The sequence below is a fragment of the Aeromicrobium sp. Sec7.5 genome (genome assembly GCF_036867135.1).
GTDB lineage: Bacteria > Actinomycetota > Actinomycetes > Propionibacteriales > Nocardioidaceae > Aeromicrobium.
Window position 1 is genome coordinate 1,909,101 of sequence record NZ_JBAJIJ010000001.1, and the last position, 16,513, is coordinate 1,925,613.

At 72.4% G+C, this 16,513-nt stretch carries 15 protein-coding genes; 2 read left to right on the forward strand and 13 right to left on the reverse strand.

The window, feature by feature from the left end; translation table 11 throughout:
- Positions 1-77 precede the first annotated feature (77 nt).
- Entirely contained in the window at positions 78-974 is an 897-nt protein-coding gene (ppk2, locus tag V6S66_RS09590) for a polyphosphate kinase 2 (protein ID WP_334206515.1), read from the forward strand.
- 144 nt (positions 975-1,118) lie between these two features.
- On the opposite strand, the gene V6S66_RS09595 is transcribed toward ppk2, so the two are convergent.
- The 13 genes from V6S66_RS09595 to V6S66_RS09655 form a co-directional block, all read right to left on the reverse strand.
- Complete coding sequence (locus V6S66_RS09595) at positions 1,119-1,559, reverse strand: hypothetical protein (protein WP_334206516.1); 441 nt, start codon at positions 1,557-1,559, stop codon at positions 1,119-1,121.
- Between the two features lie 54 nt (positions 1,560-1,613).
- Positions 1,614-2,159: a DinB family protein gene (locus tag V6S66_RS09600; protein ID WP_334206517.1), complete on the reverse strand. Its 546-nt coding sequence runs from the start codon at positions 2,157-2,159 to the stop codon at positions 1,614-1,616.
- Positions 2,159-2,401 carry a DUF1272 domain-containing protein gene (locus V6S66_RS09605; RefSeq protein ID WP_334206518.1) on the reverse strand — a complete coding sequence of 81 codons (243 nt, stop codon included), beginning with the start codon at positions 2,399-2,401 and terminating at the stop codon, positions 2,159-2,161. The genes V6S66_RS09600 and V6S66_RS09605 overlap by 1 nt, the downstream gene beginning before the upstream one ends.
- A 1-nt stretch (position 2,402) precedes the next feature.
- Positions 2,403-4,814 (reverse strand): NAD-dependent DNA ligase LigA, encoded by a 2,412-nt coding sequence (gene ligA / locus V6S66_RS09610; protein ID WP_334206519.1) that lies wholly within the window; start codon positions 4,812-4,814, stop codon positions 2,403-2,405.
- 9 nt (positions 4,815-4,823) lie between these two features.
- Entirely contained in the window at positions 4,824-5,789 is a 966-nt protein-coding gene (locus V6S66_RS09615; protein ID WP_334206520.1) for a methionine synthase, read from the reverse strand.
- A gap of 9 nt (positions 5,790-5,798) precedes the next feature.
- Entirely contained in the window at positions 5,799-6,884 is a 1,086-nt protein-coding gene (locus tag V6S66_RS09620; protein ID WP_334206521.1) for an NAD(P)-binding domain-containing protein, read from the reverse strand.
- The gene (mnmA, locus tag V6S66_RS09625) at positions 6,881-8,002 is read right to left on the reverse strand and encodes a tRNA 2-thiouridine(34) synthase MnmA (protein WP_334207252.1); all 1,122 of its coding nucleotides are present in this window, start codon (positions 8,000-8,002) and stop codon (positions 6,881-6,883) included. Before mnmA ends, V6S66_RS09620 begins: the two co-directional genes overlap by 4 nt.
- 56 nt (positions 8,003-8,058) lie before the next feature.
- A complete protein-coding gene (locus tag V6S66_RS09630) occupies positions 8,059-9,297 on the reverse strand; it encodes a cysteine desulfurase family protein (protein ID WP_334206522.1) in 1,239 nt (412 codons plus the stop codon).
- A 38-nt stretch (positions 9,298-9,335) separates the two neighbouring features.
- The gene (locus V6S66_RS09635; RefSeq protein ID WP_334206523.1) at positions 9,336-10,448 is read right to left on the reverse strand and encodes a cysteine desulfurase family protein; all 1,113 of its coding nucleotides are present in this window, start codon (positions 10,446-10,448) and stop codon (positions 9,336-9,338) included.
- Positions 10,449-10,515: 67 nt separating this feature from the next.
- The gene (gene nadC, locus V6S66_RS09640; RefSeq protein ID WP_334206524.1) at positions 10,516-11,358 is read right to left on the reverse strand and encodes a carboxylating nicotinate-nucleotide diphosphorylase; all 843 of its coding nucleotides are present in this window, start codon (positions 11,356-11,358) and stop codon (positions 10,516-10,518) included.
- Complete coding sequence (nadB, locus tag V6S66_RS09645; protein ID WP_334206525.1) at positions 11,351-12,880, reverse strand: L-aspartate oxidase; 1,530 nt, start codon at positions 12,878-12,880, stop codon at positions 11,351-11,353. The genes nadC and nadB overlap by 8 nt, the downstream gene beginning before the upstream one ends.
- Positions 12,881-12,889: 9 nt before the next feature.
- Positions 12,890-14,191: a quinolinate synthase NadA gene (gene nadA / locus V6S66_RS09650; protein ID WP_334206526.1), complete on the reverse strand. Its 1,302-nt coding sequence runs from the start codon at positions 14,189-14,191 to the stop codon at positions 12,890-12,892.
- Positions 14,188-14,910 carry an NUDIX hydrolase gene (locus V6S66_RS09655; RefSeq protein WP_334206527.1) on the reverse strand — a complete coding sequence of 241 codons (723 nt, stop codon included), beginning with the start codon at positions 14,908-14,910 and terminating at the stop codon, positions 14,188-14,190. The genes nadA and V6S66_RS09655 overlap by 4 nt, the downstream gene beginning before the upstream one ends.
- Before the next feature lie 146 nt (positions 14,911-15,056).
- On the opposite strand from V6S66_RS09655, the gene V6S66_RS09660 reads away from it, so the two are divergent.
- The gene (locus V6S66_RS09660) at positions 15,057-16,448 is read left to right on the forward strand and encodes a metallophosphoesterase family protein (RefSeq protein ID WP_334206528.1); all 1,392 of its coding nucleotides are present in this window, start codon (positions 15,057-15,059) and stop codon (positions 16,446-16,448) included.
- Positions 16,449-16,513: the final 65 nt, after the last annotated feature.

Below are 16,513 nucleotides of genomic sequence, written 5' to 3' on the forward strand. Positions count from 1 at the left end.
CCGCGCCATCCTAGTGACACCCGCGCCCTCACCTGACGCGTCACCGGCCGTTCACCCGGCACCCCTACCGTCCGTCCGTGCCCGAGACCCTGCAGATCGATCGGCTCGACGGATTCAGCGTCGACGACTCCGACGACGACGACCCCGTCCTGCTCGACGCCTCCGGCCTCCCGGTCGACACCTGGCGGGAGGGCTACCCGTACGACGAGCGGCTCGACCGCACGACGTACGACCTCGAGAAGCGGCTCCTGCAGATCGAGCTGATCAAGCTGCAGAGCTGGGTCAAGGACACCGGCCAGCGGATCGTGCTGGTGTTCGAGGGACGCGACGCGGCCGGCAAGGGCGGCACGATCAAGCGTTTCACCGAGCACCTGAACCCGCGTGGTGCCCGGGTCGTCGCGCTCGTGAAGCCCACCGACCGCGAGCAGAGCCAGTGGTACCTGCAGCGCTACGTGGCCCACCTGCCGAGCGCCGGGGAGGTCGTGTTCTTCGACCGCTCCTGGTACAACCGGGCGGGCGTCGAGCGGGTCATGGGGTTCTGCACGCCCGACCAGTACACGGAGTTCCTGCGGCAGGCACCGGCGTTCGAGAAGATGCTGGTCAACGACGGCGTGCACGTCGTGAAGTTCTGGTTCTCGGTCTCGCGCGCCGAGCAGCTGACGCGCTTCACGATCCGCCAGATCGACCCGGTGCGGCAGTGGAAGCTCTCGCCGATGGACCTCGCGTCGCTCGACAAGTGGGACGCCTACACGCAGGCCAAGGAGGCGATGTTCCGCAAGACCGACACGCGGCACTCGCCGTGGACCGTCGTGAAGAGCAACGACAAGAAGCGGGCCCGGCTCGAGGCGATGCGCCACGTGCTCCACCGCTTCGACTACCCGGGCAAGGACCACGACGTCGTGCGCACGCCCGACCCGCTCGTCGTGGGCGCTGCGGCGGACCTGTTCGACCCGGACGACGCCGACGTCGACTGACCGGCGAGCGGGACGGCGGACAAGAGATGATGCATCGGGGTCGCCGGGGCAGCCCGGATGCATCATCGCTCGTCGGCCCGCCGCCTGGTCCGTGGCCGCTTGTCCGAACCATCCCGGGGCGGTCAGGTGGTTGGTGGTGGGACCTCAGGCGCGGGCGCGGTTCTGGGCGAACAGTCGCGCGGCCAGCACCAGGATCGTGACGCCGAGGACGATGTCGGCCACGACGTGGGCCTGACGCCACAACGGCATGTCGAGCGCACCCGGGACGGTGTAGTGACCGATGCCGATCAGACCGCTCACCGAGTAGACGGCAAGCCCGACCACGGCAGGCACGACCCGGCCGCGCACGAGGTTCCAGACGCCCCAGGCTCCGAATGCCGTGAAGACGAACCACGCCAGCCCGACCACGGTGTCGCTCGGTGTCGGGATCGTCGCATCGGGTCCCGGGGCGGGGAAGTCGTCGTAGTTCACGTAGTTGTCGACGTAGTGCACGACCGACACCACCACGGCCAGGGCGACGACCAGCAGGATCGCGCGGGTGCCACGCAGCACCGAGGTGCCTCGCGGCGCCGTGGGGTCGGACATGGGGCTCATGCTGCCCTGCCGTCGCCGACCTGACCAGTGGCTGCTGACCCGTGCCTACTGGCCCGTGCGGCCGTCGATCGCCTCGCGCAGGAGGTCGGCGTGCCCGCAGTGGCGGGCGTACTCCTCGATCATGTGCACCAGCAGGTCGCGGATCGTGACGACCTCACCGCCCCGGCGACGGATGACCAGCTCGCGCCCGAGGTCGGACTCCGGCACCTGCGCGAACCACTCCTCGGCCCGGGAGACCTCGGCACGCCACCGGTCGAACGCCTCGGTCACGCAGGCGTCGGTGGGCTCGGCACCGACGAAGTCGAGATCGGCCACCTCGGCGTCACGGAACGGCTGGGGCTCCTCCAGGCCCAGCCCCACCTGAGCGAACCAGAACTGCTCCACGCTCGCCAGGTGCCGCACGAGGCCCAGCAGGCTCATGGTGCTGGGCAGCACGCTGCGGGTCGCGAGCTGCTCGGCAGAGAGCCCCTCACACTTCAGCACGAGTGTGTGGCGGTAGATGCGCAGGTAGTCGGCATAGGTGGCCTTCTCACCGACCGGCTGCTCGCCGTCGCGCGGGTCGGGACCGGACGTGAGCCACAGGTCGGCCATCAGTGCGCGCCGCAGTTCTCCGCGAGGACCCGGACGCGCGACACGCGTCCGGCGGCCAGCCGCGAGGGCGAGGGGACCGGACGGCGCACGAGCTCGCCGCCGCAGTTGGGGCACACGCCGTGCAGCACGTTCTCGGCGCACTCGCGGCACCACGTGCACTCGAACGAGCAGATCAGCACGTCGGTCGACTCCGGGGGGAGGTCGCGGTCGCAGCACTCGCAGCTCGGGCGGATCTCCAGCACGTCAGGACTCCTCGGTCTCGTCGTCGCTCGTCTCCGGCTCGGCCGGCGCCGGAGGGCCTTCGTCGAGCAGCTTCTGGAAGCCGGCCTCGTCGAGGATGGGGACGCTGAGCTGTTCGGCCTTGTCGGCCTTGGAGCCGGCATTCTCGCCCACGACGACGTAGTCGGTCTTCTTGCTGACCGAGCCCGCCGCCTTGCCGCCGCGCTCGATGATGGCCTCCTTGACGGAGTCGCGCGTGTAGCTCTCGAGCGATCCGGTGACGACGATCGTGAGGCCGTCGAGCACCCCGCCGGTGACCGCCTGGCCCGGACCCGGGTGACCGGGGATCTCGAACGGCACGCCAGCCTCGCGCCAGCTGCTGAGGATCTCGGCGTGCCAGTCGACCTCGAGCCAGGCCTTGACCGACTCGGCGATGATGCCGCCCACGCCGTCGACGGCCGACAGCTCCTCGACCGCGGCGTCCTCGATGGCCCTCAACGACCCGAAGTGCTGCGCGAGCGCGCGAGCGGCGACCGGGCCGACGTGGCGGATGTTGAGGGCGACCAGGAAGCGCCAGAGATCTTTGGTTTTGGCCTTCTCGAGCTCGTCGAGCAGCTTGAGCGCCTGCATCGAGAGGATGTGGGTCTCGCTGCCGTCGAACTCCCCGTCCGGGTCGAACGGCGGGTCGTCCTTCTTGCGGCGCAACCGGCGGAACGGTGAGCGCGTGTCGGTGGTGCCGTCGTCGTTGACCCGGGGCGCCCCGGTCTCGGGGTCGCGGACCTCGACGTCGATCCCGAAGAGGTCCTCGGCCCCGAGCGCGAACAGGCCCGCCTCAGTCACGAGCGGGGGCACCTCGGGTCGCGTGGGCCGCGTGAGGGCCGCGGCGGTGACCTCGCCCAGCGCGTCGATGTCGAGCGCCCCGCGCGAACCGATGTGCTCGACCCGACCCCGCACCTGGGCCGGACAGGACTGCGCGTTCGGGCAGCGCAGGTCGATGTCGCCCTCCTTCATGGGGCGTAGCTCGGTGCCGCACTCGGGGCACCCGGTCGGCATCTCGAACTCGCGCTCGGTGCCGTCGCGCAGCTCGACGACCGGACCGAGGACCTCGGGGATGACGTCGCCGGCCTTGCGGAGCACGACGGTGTCTCCGATCAGGACGCCCTTCTCGCGGACGACGTCCTTGTTGTGCAGCGTGGCCTGGCGCACGACGCTGCCCGCGACCAGCACGGGCTCCATCTGCGCGTACGGGGTGGCGCGACCCGTGCGCCCGACCGACACGATGATGTCGACCAGCGTGGTCTGGACCTCCTCGGGCGGGTACTTGTAGGCGATGGCCCACCGGGGCGCCCGGCTGGTCTCGCCGAGCTCGTCGTGCATCGCCAGCTGGTCGACCTTGACCACGACGCCGTCGATCTCGTGGACGATCGAGTGCCGACCCTCGCCCAGCTCGGCGATGCGCGCCGCGACGTCGTCGACGCCTGCGTACACGCGGCTGTTGGGACTGATCGGCAGGCCCCACGACCCCAGGAGGTCGTAGACCTCGCTCTGGGTGTCGACCGGCGGGTCGGGCCAGGCACCGATGCCGTGCACGTAGAGCGACAGCGCCTCGATGCGGGCCAGGCCGGCCTCCAGCTCGAGGCCGGACTTCTTGTGCAGGAGCTGGCGCAGGCCGCCGCTGGCGGCGTTGCGGGGGTTGGCGAAGGCCGGGAACCGGCGTCCGGCACTGATCGCGGCGCGATCGCGGTCGACGCCCCGACCCACGGCGTCGGCCGTCGCGCGCTCGCGCAGGTCGGCCTGGAGGGCGTTGAGCCGGTGGAAGGCCTCGACCGCGATGAACACCTCGCCCCGCACCTCGACCAGCGGCGGGTGCCCCTCGCCCGAGAGCCGCTCGGGCAGCGAGGCGAGCTTGACCGCGTTGGTCGTGACGTCCTCACCGATGCGCCCGTCGCCCCGGGTGGCCGCCGTGACGAGCACGCCGTCCTCATAGCGCAGGGAGATGGCCAGCCCGTCGATCTTGGCCTCGGTGAGCCAGGCGACCGTGCGCGCCGTGGCCGCCTCGGTCTTGGCGCACCAGGCGCGCAGCTCGTCGGCGGAGAACACGTTGTCGAGGCTGAGCATGCGCTCGGCGTGCTCGATGGGGGCCAGGTCGGAGCTCGCCGCGGCGCCGACCCGCTGCGTGGGCGAGTCCTGGCCCTGCAGGGCCGGGAACAGCCGCTCGAGCGCCTCGAGGCGCTGCAGGTCGGCGTCGTACGTGGCGTCGTCGACGAGCGAGGCGTTGCGTCCGTAGTAGGCCTCGCGCGCGGTCTCGATGCGCTCGACCAGCGACTGGACCTCGAGCCGGGCGTCGTCGAGGCTGACCTCAAGGGCCTGTTCCGGATCGGAAGTCTCGGGCGTCGCCGGGGGCGCCGCCCGCGCGCCCTTCTTCCGTGGACTCATGGTCCGAGACTAGTGGCGGGCACCGACGTTCGCCGCGAGCGCGAGGGCCTGCCGGGCCCAGGCCGGGGTGGCGCTGGCGAGCCCGCAGGACGGACTGACGACGACGCGGGGATCGGCCGTCTCCTCGTCGAACCCCAGGCGACCGAGGAAGGACTCGACCCGTCCGATCAGCACCGACGAGGTGGGCACCGTCGCGGGGTCGACCGATGGCACGACGCCCATCCACAGGTCGAGGCCCGCCTCGAACGCCTCGCCCCAGGCATCACTCGGCGGCGTCAGCGCGAGGTCGAACCCGACCGCCGCGAACCCGGCGCCGTGCAGGAGCGCGACCGGCACGTCGCTGGCACAGACGTGCACGACCGGCGTGGCACCCGCGTCGCGCACGACGTCGGTGAGCAGGCGCAGGTGCGCGTCGGCCTCCGGCGGGTGGATCGTGCGGTGGCGACCGAACCCGCTGGCCGTGGGGATCCCGGCGTCGAGCACCGCCGGGAGCGCCGGCTCGTCGACCTGGACCACGAGCTGGGCCTTCGGGAACCGCCGCTTCAGGTCGCCGAGGTGCTCGGCGAGGCCGGCCGCGAGCGACTCGGCGAGGTCGCGTCGGGCGCCGTGGTCGACCAGGATCTTCTCGCCGCGGGCGAGCTCGGCAGTGGCGGAGAGGGTCCACGGTCCGGCGAGCTGCTGCTTGAGAGGTCCCTCGTGATCGGCGCCGAGCTCCTCGAGGGCGTCCAGGTCCTGCGCGAGGAGCGACTCCGCCAGGCGGTGGTCACGCCCCGAGCCGACCCCGACCCGCCAGCCCGCAGGCTGCAGGTCGGCCTGGAGTCCGTCGAGCAGCGCCAGCGAGCGACCGATCATGGCCGCGTGGACGCCGCGGGCCGGCAGCTCGGGCACGAACGGCAGGTCGAGCCCGCCGAGCGACACCTTGGCCCACTCCCGGAAGTCCTCGCCCGGAACTGACCCGACCCCCGTGGCACGCATGGTCTCACCCTAGGGGCGGAGGTGGCGGCGCACTGCGACGGCTGCGGTGCGGCCCGCGCGGTTGGCGCCGATCGTGGACGCCGACGGCCCATAGCCGACGAGCTGCACCCGGGGGTCGACGACGGACTCCGTCGCGGTCGCGCGCGTGGCCCCGAGCTGGATCCCCCCGCGCGAGGAACGCAGGTGCAGCGGCGCCAGGTGCTCGACGTCGGGGCGAAAGCCCGTGGCCCACAGGATCACGTCAACCGGCTCGAACGAGCCGTCGTCCCAGCGCACGCCGTCGGGCTCGACCCGCTGGAACATCGGCCGGCGCTCGTAGGCACCCAACCGCTCGGCCTCCGCCTCCTGCGGCCGCAGCATCAGTCCGGTGACACTGACGACGCTGCGGGGTGGCAGGCCCTGCTGCACCCGTTCGGCGACCATCGCGACGGCCTCGCGCCCCGCCTCGGGGTCGAACCTCCCGGTGCGCCACACCGGCTCGCGCCGCGTGACCCAGAGCGTGTCGGTGACCGGCCGCAGCGCCCCGAGGAACTGCACGGCCGACGCCCCACCCCCGACGACCAGCACGCGCTTCCCGCGGAAGTGCTCGCGGCCGGGGTAGCCCGCGGTGTGCAGCTGCTCCCCCGCGAACACCTCCTGGCCGGGATAGCGCGGGATGAACGGTCGCCGCCACGTGCCGCTGGCGTTCACGAGCGTCCTCGTGCGCCAGGTCCCTCCGCCGGAATCGACCAGCAGGAGCGCCGGGTCGTCGGGGTCCTGCCGCACGTGCTCGACCGGGACGGGTCGCTCGACGGGGAGTCCGTGGTCCTGCTCGTACGCCGCGAAGTAGGCCGGGACGAGCTCGTTGGCCCGCTCCGGCCCGACCGCCGCCGGCAGTGGGGCGTCGGGCAGGTCGGCCACACCGTGGACGTCGGCCATCGTCAAGGCGTCCCACCGGTGCTGCCAGGCTCCGCCGGCAGCGTCGTTCGCGTCGAGGACGACGTGGTCGATCCCGAGCCGGCGCAGGTGGAACGAGGACGACAGGCCGGCCTGGCCGGCGCCGATCACGAGGCTGTCGAGCACCGCCTCGGTCGCCGGGTCCGTCGCCGGGGTCACGCCGGACTCGTGGACCGCCGCCGCGTCCGGGAGATCGTGGCCGAGCCGACGACCCGGGTGCCGTCGTAGACGACGCACGCCTGGCCGGGCGCGATGCCCTCGGCCGGGTCGAGCAGCTCGACGTGGACGGTGCTCGCTCGGTCGTCGTCCACTCCGGGATCACGATCGACACGGACCCGCGCCCGGTGCTCGGCACCGTGGGCGCGCAGCTGCACCGTGCACGTGATCTCGCGGGTCGGCGCCGCGGTGCACCACAGCGGCGAGACGCCGTCGAGCGCGTCGACGAGCAGCTGGTCGCGCGGCCCCACCGTGACGGTGCCCGACACGGGCTCGATGTCGAGCACGAACCGCGGCTTGCCGTCGTCGGCCGGCACGCCCAGGCGCAGGCCGCGGCGCTGTCCGATCGTGAAGGCGTAGGCACCGTCGTGCTCGCGCAGCACCTCGCCGGACTCGTCGACGATCGTGCCCGGACGAGGACCGATCTTCTCGGCCAGCCAGCCCGCGTTGTCGCCGTCAGCTACGAAGCAGATGTCGTGGCTGTCGGGCTTGCTCGCGACCTGCAGGCCGCGCTCCTCGGCCTCGCGGCGCACGTCCGGCTTGGTCGAGTCGCCCAGCGGGAAGTGCGACCGGCTCAGCTGGTCCTGCGTCAGCACGCCGAGGACGTAGCTCTGATCCTTGGCCATGTCGACCGCGCGATGCATCTCGACGAGTCCGTCGTCGCCCGTGCGCACCTGCGCGTAGTGACCTGTCACGACCCCGTCGAACCCGAGGGCGAGGGCCCGCTCCAGGACGGCCGCGAACTTGATCTTCTCGTTGCACCGCAGGCACGGGTTCGGAGTGCGACCGGCCTCGTACTCGCTGACGAAGTCGTCGACGACCGCCTCGGCGAACTCGTCGCTCATGTCCCAGACGTAGAACGGGATGCCGATCGCGTCGGCGGCCCGGCGCGCGTCGTTCGAGTCCTCGATCGAGCAGCAGCCACGCGCACCCGACCGGTACGACTTGGGGTTGCGGCTGAGCGCCAGGTGCACGCCGGTGACCTCGTGGCCGGCGTCGACCGCGCGCGCCGCGGCAACGGCGGAGTCGACACCGCCGGACATCGCGGCGACGAGTCGCAGCCGCGCGCCCGTCATCCCCGCGCCCGTCATCCCCGCGCCCGTCATCGCCGTGCCCGTCATCGCTGCCTCACCGCCCGCGCCGCGCTCGCGCGGTCATGGACCTCGGGCAGGACGGCCAGCACCCGGTCGATCTCGGCGTCGGTGGTGGTGCGGCCCAGGCTGAACCGCAGCGACCCGGCGGCGGCGTCCTCGTCGTAGCCCATCGCGAGCAGGACGTGGCTGGGCTGCGGGACGCCGGCGGTGCAGGCCGATCCGGTCGAGACCTCGATGCCGTGGGCGTCGAACAGCATCAGCATCGCGTCGCCGTCGCAGCCCGGGAACGTCACGTGGGCGACGTGCGGGAGGCGCTGGTCGGGACCTGACGGACCGTTGACCACGGCGTCGGGCACCAGGTGGAGGATGCCGGCGACGAGTCGGCCGCGGAGGGCCTCGAGGCGCTCCGCCTCCGCCGCCTGCGACCGGACCGACACGTCGACCGCGGCGGCGAACGAGGCGACGAGCGGTGCACCGAGGGTGCCCGACCGCACGTCGCGCTCCTGACCACCGCCGTGGAGCAGGGGCATGAGGTCCAGCTCACGCACCGCGAGGAGCGCCCCGACACCGACCGGGCCACCGAGCTTGTGGGCCGTGACGGTCATGGCGTCGAGCCCGCTGGCGCCGAAGTCGATCGCCAGGTGACCCGCCGCCTGCACGGCATCACTGTGCACGGGGATGCCGTGCTGCTTCGCCAGCGCGACGACCTCGGAGATCGGCTGGATGGAGCCCATCTCGTTGTTGGCCCACATCGTGGTGATCGCCGCGACGGCGCGCGGGTCGACGTCGATCGAGTCGCGCAGGTCGTCGAGCCGCAGCACCCCGTGACGGTCGACCGCGGTCGTGACGATGTCGGCCCCCTGCTCCTTGCCGAGCCAGACGACCGGGTCGAGCAGGGCGTGGTGCTCGATCGCGCTGAAGAGCAGGCGGCGGCGGGCCGGATCCTGCGCGTGCCGCGACCAGTACAGGCCCTTGATGGCCAGGTTGTTGGCCTCGGTGCCACCGGACGTGAACACGACCTCGCTGGGACGTGCGCCGAGTCGCTCGGCGATGAGCTCGCGCGACTCCTCGACGACGCGCCGCGCCGCGCGTCCGGAGGCGTGCAGCGACGACGGGTTGCCCGTGTGTCCGAGCTGCTCGGTCAGGACAGCGATCGCCTCTGTCACCATCGGCGTGGTCGCCGCATGGTCGAGGTACACCGGAGGGTGCTGCTCGGGGCTGCGCTGCTCGTGGCTGCGCTGCTCGGGACGGGGGACGCTCATGGTCGTTCCAGCGTAGACCGCACGTTCACGCGCCGGGATCAGGCACAGACCTCGACCACCGCGCGGGCCGCGTCATCGAGCTGGGCGGCGGTGACGGCCGCCCCGAACGTGAAGCGCACGGCGGTCTGCGCGACCTCGCGCTCCAGGCCCATCGCCGTCAGCACGTGGCTGGGCTCGTCGCTGCCGGCGTGGCAGGCCGATCCGCTGGACACGACGACGCCGCGCCGCTCGAGGTCGAGCAGGATCGACTCCCCCGAGCGCCCCGGGAACACGAAGGACGCGCTGCCCGGCAGCCGGTGGACGCGATGGCCCGTGAGCCGGGCCGTGGGCGCGCCCGCGAGCACCTGCTCGACGAAGCGGTCGCGGAGTGCGGCGACGCCCGACGCGTCCGGCCGAGCGGCGCGGACGGCGGCCGCCAGGCCCACCGCCGAGGCGACGTTCTCGGTGCCGGACCGTCGACCGTGCTCCTGGCCGCCCCCGTGCAGGAGTGGCTCGAACCGGACCCGCCGCGCGACGAACAGCACGCCCACGCCCTTCGGGGCGCCGAGCTTGTGGCCCGAGAGGCTGAGCGCCTGCACCCCGAGGCGCGCGACGTCCAGGTCGAGCCATCCGGCGCCCTGCACCGCATCGGTGTGGAAGGGGACGCCCCGCTCGGCCGCGACCGCCGACAGCGCGGCGACGTCCTGCACCGTGCCGACCTCGTTGCTCGCGAGCTGCACGCTCACGACGGCAGTGTCGTCGCGGAGCGCGGCGGCGAGCTCGTCGGGCGCGACCCGCCCGAACGCGTCGACGCCGATCTCGGTGACCTCGAAGCCCTGGCGCGCGAGCCAGGCGGCCGACTCCAGGACGGCCGGGTGCTCGATCGCGCTCACCACGACGTGGCGACCGCGGGTCGAGGCGAGGGCCAGGCCCTTGACCGCCGCGTTGTCGGACTCGGTGCCGCCCGAGGTGAACGTGATCTCCCCCGGCCGCGCGCCGAGGAACGTGGCGACGTCGCGGCGCGCGTCCTCGAGGGCGCGGCGGGCGAGCTCTCCGGGCTCGTGCGTGCTGGAGGGGTTGCCGAACGTGCCGGTGAGGTACGGCCACATCGCCTCGAGCACGTCACGCCGCACCGGGGTGGTGGCGGCTTCGTCCAGGTACACGGTGCTCATTCCCGCCCAGGGCCCGGGACCCCTGCCGGCACCCATCCCCGCCCAAGGCCCGGGACCCCTGCCGGGGTCACCGGGTGATCCTCATGTCGAGGCCCAGGTCGAGCGCGCGGACACCGTGGGTGAGGGCGCCGACGCTGATGACGTCGACGCCGGTCTCGGCGATCGCGCCGACGCTCTCGAGGTTGACCCCGCCGCTGGCCTCGACGATGGCCCGGCCGGCGACGACCTCGACCCCCGTGCGCAGGTCCTCGAGGGCGAAGTTGTCGAGCATGATCGTGTCGACGCCACCGGCGAGCACGGGCTCGACCTGGCCCAGCCGGTCGACCTCCACCTCGAGGTGCATCGTGTGCGGGATCTGGGCCCGGGCGGCCGTGATGGCGGCGGTGATGTCGTCGGTCAGGGCGAGGTGGTTGTCCTTGGCCATGACGGCGTCCGAGAGCGAGAAGCGGTGGTTGTGCCCACCCCCGCAGCGCACGGCGTGCCGCTCGAGGACGCGCAAGCCGGGCGTGGTCTTGCGGGTGTCGACGACGCGCGCCCGGGTGTGGGCGACCGCCGCGACGTACTGCGAGGTCAGGGTGGCGATGCCGCACATCCGCTGCAGGAGGTTCAGCGCGATGCGTTCGCCGCGGAGGATGGCGCGCGCCGGCCCGCTGATCGTGGCGAGCACGTCACCCGCGGCGAACTCCTCCCCGTCATCGATGTGCAGCACGACCTCGACGGTCGGGTCGACCTCGTCGAACACGACCTCGAGCACCTGCACCCCGGCCATGACACCGGGCTCGCGCGCGACGACGTCGGCCGTGGCGACGGCGGCGGCGGGGACGAACACCTGCGACGTGACGTCCCCGGAGGGGGCGTCCTCGGCGAGCGCCGCCACGACGACGGGTCGGATCTGCGCGGGCTCAAGCACGTCGCTCCCCAGCCGCGGTCACCACGACACCGCTGTGGACGCCCGGACCGTCGCCCGGCTCCGGGAAGTCGATCCGGAAGTGCCCACCCCGCGACTCCCGCCGCGCCAGTGCGCTGGCGACGACGGCCTGGGCGACGACGTGCAGGTTGGCGTCCTCGGCCGACTTCGCGTCGGTGGCAGCAGGCACGGACCAGCGCGCGAGCTCGGCGGCGGCGGCGGACAGCCCAGCACCGTCGCGCGTCAGCCCGGCCGCGTCCCACATGAGCTGCTGCAGGTCGGCCCTGCTCGAGAGCACCCCGCCGCTCGGCAGGTGCACGACGATCGGTTCGGCCCACTCCTCGTCGAAGACGTGGTCGGGGACCCCCGCCGGGTCCAGGGCCGCGTCGACGACACGGCGGCCGTAGACGGCGCCCTCGAGCAGCGAGTTCGACGCCAGCCGGTTCGCGCCGTGCAGGCCGTTGCAGGCGACCTCCCCGACGGCGAAGAGCCCCGGCAGCGACGTCCGTGCCCAGAGATCGGTGCGCACGCCACCCATGAAGTAGTGCGCCGCCGGGGTGACAGGGATCGGGTCGCGGTCCCACGCGAACCCCCGCGCGCGCACGGCCGCGTCAATCGTGGGGAAGCGCTTCGCGAGGAACTCCGCGCCGAGGGCCGTGGCATCGAGCCGCACGGGCGCACCCCCCTGCAGCGCCATCTGGGCCGCGATCCCACGAGCGACGACGTCGCGGGGAGCCAGCTCGGCATCCGGGTGGACGTCGACCATGAAGCGGCGTCCACCCGCGTCGACCAGCACGGCGCCCTCACCTCGCACCGCCTCGGACACCAGGTGGTTGCCCGGAGCCGCCAGGGACGTCGGGTGGAACTGGTAGAACTCCAGGTCGGCCGCGACCGCGCCCGCCCGCAGAGCCATTGCCAGGCCGTCGCCCGTGGCCACCGCCGGGTTGGTCGTGTACGGGTACAGCTGGCCGGCCCCGCCCGTCGCCAGGACGACGGCATCGGCGTCGATGCGGTCCCCGTCGAGGAGCGTGACGCCCACGACCCGGCCGTCCTCGACCACGAGGTCGACGGCGGTGGTGTTCTCACGGACCACGACCGACGAGTCACGCAGGCGGTCGATCAGCGCCGCCGCGATCGCCGCACCCGTGGCGTCGCCGCCCGCGTGCAGGATGCGCTCGTGCGAGTGCGCGGCCTCGAGCCCGCGGGCCAGGACGCCGTCGTGCACGTCGAACAGCACGCCGCGGTCGATCAGGTGCTGCACGGCCTCGGGCCCCTCAGCGCAGAGCACCTCGACGGCCTCGTCGTCGGACAGGCCGGCGCCGGCGGCCAGGGTGTCGGCCACGTGCTCGCCGACCGTGTCGTCGCTCGAGGTCACGACCGCGACGCCGCCCTGGGCGAACCAGGTGTTGGACGACTCGAGCGTGGCCTTCGTGAGCAGCGTGACCGAGACACCCGGGCGCCCGTCGGCGTCCAGGGCCGCGGTGAGTCCCGCGACACCGCTGCCGACCACCAGGAGATGAGTCATGAGGAGCTCCTACTTCGGCAGCGCCGCGAGCATGCGCTCGAGCGCGACCTTGGCGTGCGTGGCGACCTCGTCGTCGACCACGATCTCGTTGCGGACCTCGCCCTCGAGCAGGCCGTCGAGCACCCACGCGAGGTAGCCGGGATGGATCCGGTACATCGTCGAGCACGGGCAGATGACCGGGTCGAGGCAGAAGATCGTGCGGTCCGGGTACTCGGCGGCGAGCCGGTTGACCATGTTGATCTCGGTGCCGATCGCGATGACGTCGCCGGGCTCGCTGGCCGCGACGAACTTGCGGATGACGTCGGTCGACCCGGCGGCGTCGGCGGCGTCGACGACCGGCATGGGGCTCTCCGGGTGGACGACGACCTTGACGCCCGGGTGCTCGGCCCTCGCACGGTCGATCTGGGCCACGGTGAATCGCTTGTGCACCGAGCAGAAGCCCGGCCACAGCAGGACCCGGGCGTCACGCAGCTCCTGGGGCTCGACGCCCAGCCCGGGCTTGCGCGGGTTGATCATCGGCATCTGCTCGAGCGGCACGCCCATGGCCTTGCCGGTGTTGCGGCCGAGGTGCTGGTCGGGGAAGAACAGGACGCGCCGCCCCCGCTCGAAGGCCCACTCGAGCACCGTCGCGGCGTTCGACGACGTGCACACGATGCCGCCGTGGCGACCGCAGAACGCCTTGAGCGCCGCCGAGGAGTTCATGTACGTGACCGGGATGACGGAGGCTCTACCGTCTGCCGCCCCCGGCCCGGCACCCCCGCCGGTGCCGTCCGCCGCCGCGTCCTCGTCGGCGTAGAGCTCCATGAGCTCCTCCCACGCCGACTCGACCGAGTCCTCGTCGGCCATGTCGGCCATCGAGCAGCCGGCCGCGAGGTTGGGGAGGATCACGTGCTGCTCGGGAAGCGCCAGGATGTCGGCGGTCTCGGCCATGAAGTGCACCCCGCAGAACACGATCGTCTCGGCCTCCGGCTTGGTGAGCGCGGCGTTCGCCAGCTGGAACGAGTCGCCCACGAAGTCGGCGTGCTGCACGACCTCGTCGCGCTGGTAGAAGTGCCCCAGGATCACGAGCCTGTCGCCCAGCGTCTCCTTGGCGCGGACGATGCGGGCGTGCAGCTCGGCCTCGTCCATGCGCTGGTAGGCCACCGGCAGCTGACCGGGGCGCACGACGGGATCGGGGATCACGTCGTCCTCCGAGGCGCCCGGGCCGTAGCCCGGGCTGAGGTCGAAGGCCCATGGCCCTGCCGCGAGATCGGCGTCGCAGCTGGCCTCGGGCGAGGTAGTGATGAGCTCGTCGACGGAGAAGGTGGTCATCGGGACTCCCTTTCGAAGGACAGGGTGGTGCGGGACGTGGTGGGGTCGTGCCGGTAGAGGGCCGGGGGGCGGTGGCTGAGGCCTTCCAGGCAGCGACCCGTGGCCTGGAGCCGCCCGCGCATCTGGCGGCGGAAGTTCGCCGGATCGAGCTGGCGCCCGAGGACCGCCTCGTAGACCTCCCGCAGCTGCGCGAGCGTGAACTCGTCGGGCAGGAAGCCGTAGGCGATCGGCGAGTAGGTGATCTTGGCCCGCAGGCGGGCGAGGGCGTACTCGACGATGTCGTCGTGGTCGAAGGCCAGGCCCGACACCTCGTCGGCGACGAACCACTCGACGTTCGGGATCGGCACGACCTGGGCATCCTCCTCGGCGCGCACGAGGGCCCAGTAGACGATCGAGACCACCCGGTCGGGCGAGCGGTCGACCCGACCGAAGGCGTAGAGCTGCTCGAGGTAGTGGGGCGCCAGGCCCGTCGTGCGCTCGAGCGTGTGGCGCGCCGACGACGCGAGGTCCTCGTGCGACTCGAGCGGGCCGCCGGGCAGCGCCCAGCGACCCTCGAAGGGCTCACGGATGCGGCGCACGAGCGGCAGCCAGATCGTGGGACTCCCGGTGACGGGGTGGGGACGCAGCGCGAAGATCACGGTGGACACCGCGAGGGCCACCCGCTCGTCGGTCTCGGCGCCGGAGTCACGGGTCGCCGCGAGGTCGGACTGGAGCGTCATGCGTCACCTCCTTCAGGTGCGACTGACTCTAACCCCCACTTAGAGTCAGGTCAACACTAAGTCGGTGACAGGTGTTCACGCGTCCGTCACCCGCGCGCCGGCCGCGTGTTCACCCGCGCGCCGGCTCCCTCGCCGAGCGTCGCGGCGTGTCCGCCCTCACGCACGCCCTGAGCCGCCCCGTCACCCGCAGGTTCCTGGTCGGCGCCGTGCTGACCGCGGCGATCATCGCCCTGGTGGCCGTCCGGACCGGCGGCGGCAGCACGGCATCAGCGACCGACGACGGCACCGCCACGGCACGTCCGGACCGCATCATCCTGAACCCGACGACGGACGCGGCGACGAGCCAGACCGTCACCTGGCGCACCGACGAGGCCACCGAGGACGGTGAGGTGCAGGTGGCGCCGGCGGACGACCCCGACGCGGTCCGCACCGTCGAGGCCGACGAGAGCATCGCCGAGCGCCTCCCCCGCTCCCGCCTGGTCGCACGTCACCACAGTGCGACCGTGACGGACCTCGAGCCCGCGACGGCCTACACCTACCGCGTCGGCCAGGGGGACGACTTCTCCGCGTGGACGACCTTCACCACGGCACCCGCCGCCACCGATGTCGACCCGTGGACGTTCCTGTACTTCGGCGACGCACAGTGGGGCCTGGACGCCGGATGGTCGAGCGTCGTCGACCAGGCCTTCACCCAGCACCCCGCTGCGACACTCGCCCTGACCGCGGGCGACCAGGTCAACGACGGCAACGACGACCACCAGTGGGCGCAGTGGTTCGACGCCGTCGCCCCGTGGGCGGCGACGCGCAGCTTCCTGACCGTCGCCGGCAACCACGAGCTGTACGGCGACGAGGAGATGCTGCGCTACCGCAGCCAGGTGCAGTACCCCCGTAACGGTCCCGAGGGACAGGAGGACCTCACCTACCGCGTCGACGTCGGCGACGTCCGCTTCATCACGCTCGACGGCAACATCACCGACGGGCTGTCGGACCCGACCGACAACGGTCTCGGCGCGGTGCAGGCCGCCTGGCTGGAGGAGCAGCTCGCCGACAACCCGCGCACGTGGACCGTCGTCACGATCCACCAACCGATGTTCTCGGCCTCGAAGCTGCGCGACAACCTCGCCCAGCGCTCATCGTTCCTGCCCCTGCTGGAGGAGCACGGGGTCGACCTGGTGCTGCAGGGCCACGACCACGCCTACGCCCGCGGCCACCTGGCGGAGAACGACGTCACCGGCGGCTACGCCGGCCCGACCTACGTCGTCGCGAACGCGGGCGACAAGTACTACGACCTCGATCCGGCGGACCGCAACAACTGGACGATCAACGATGCCGTGCGCGACGTCGCCGCCGACAAGATCGCGACCTACCAGTCGGTGCGCGTGGAGCGCGACCGCCTGGTGTACACCTCCTACGTCGGCACGGTCGGCGACCCCGGAACGGGTACGGGACCATCGCCGCTGGGCCTCGCGCCCGGTGACGTCCTGGACACCCTGACGGTCACGAAGGACCCCGGAGGCCGACCTTTCGTCCAGCAGTGACGCAGGTCACCGTTGCCAGACGATGAAACGACCCCGTACTCTCCTGATGGAACGAAACGGTTTCG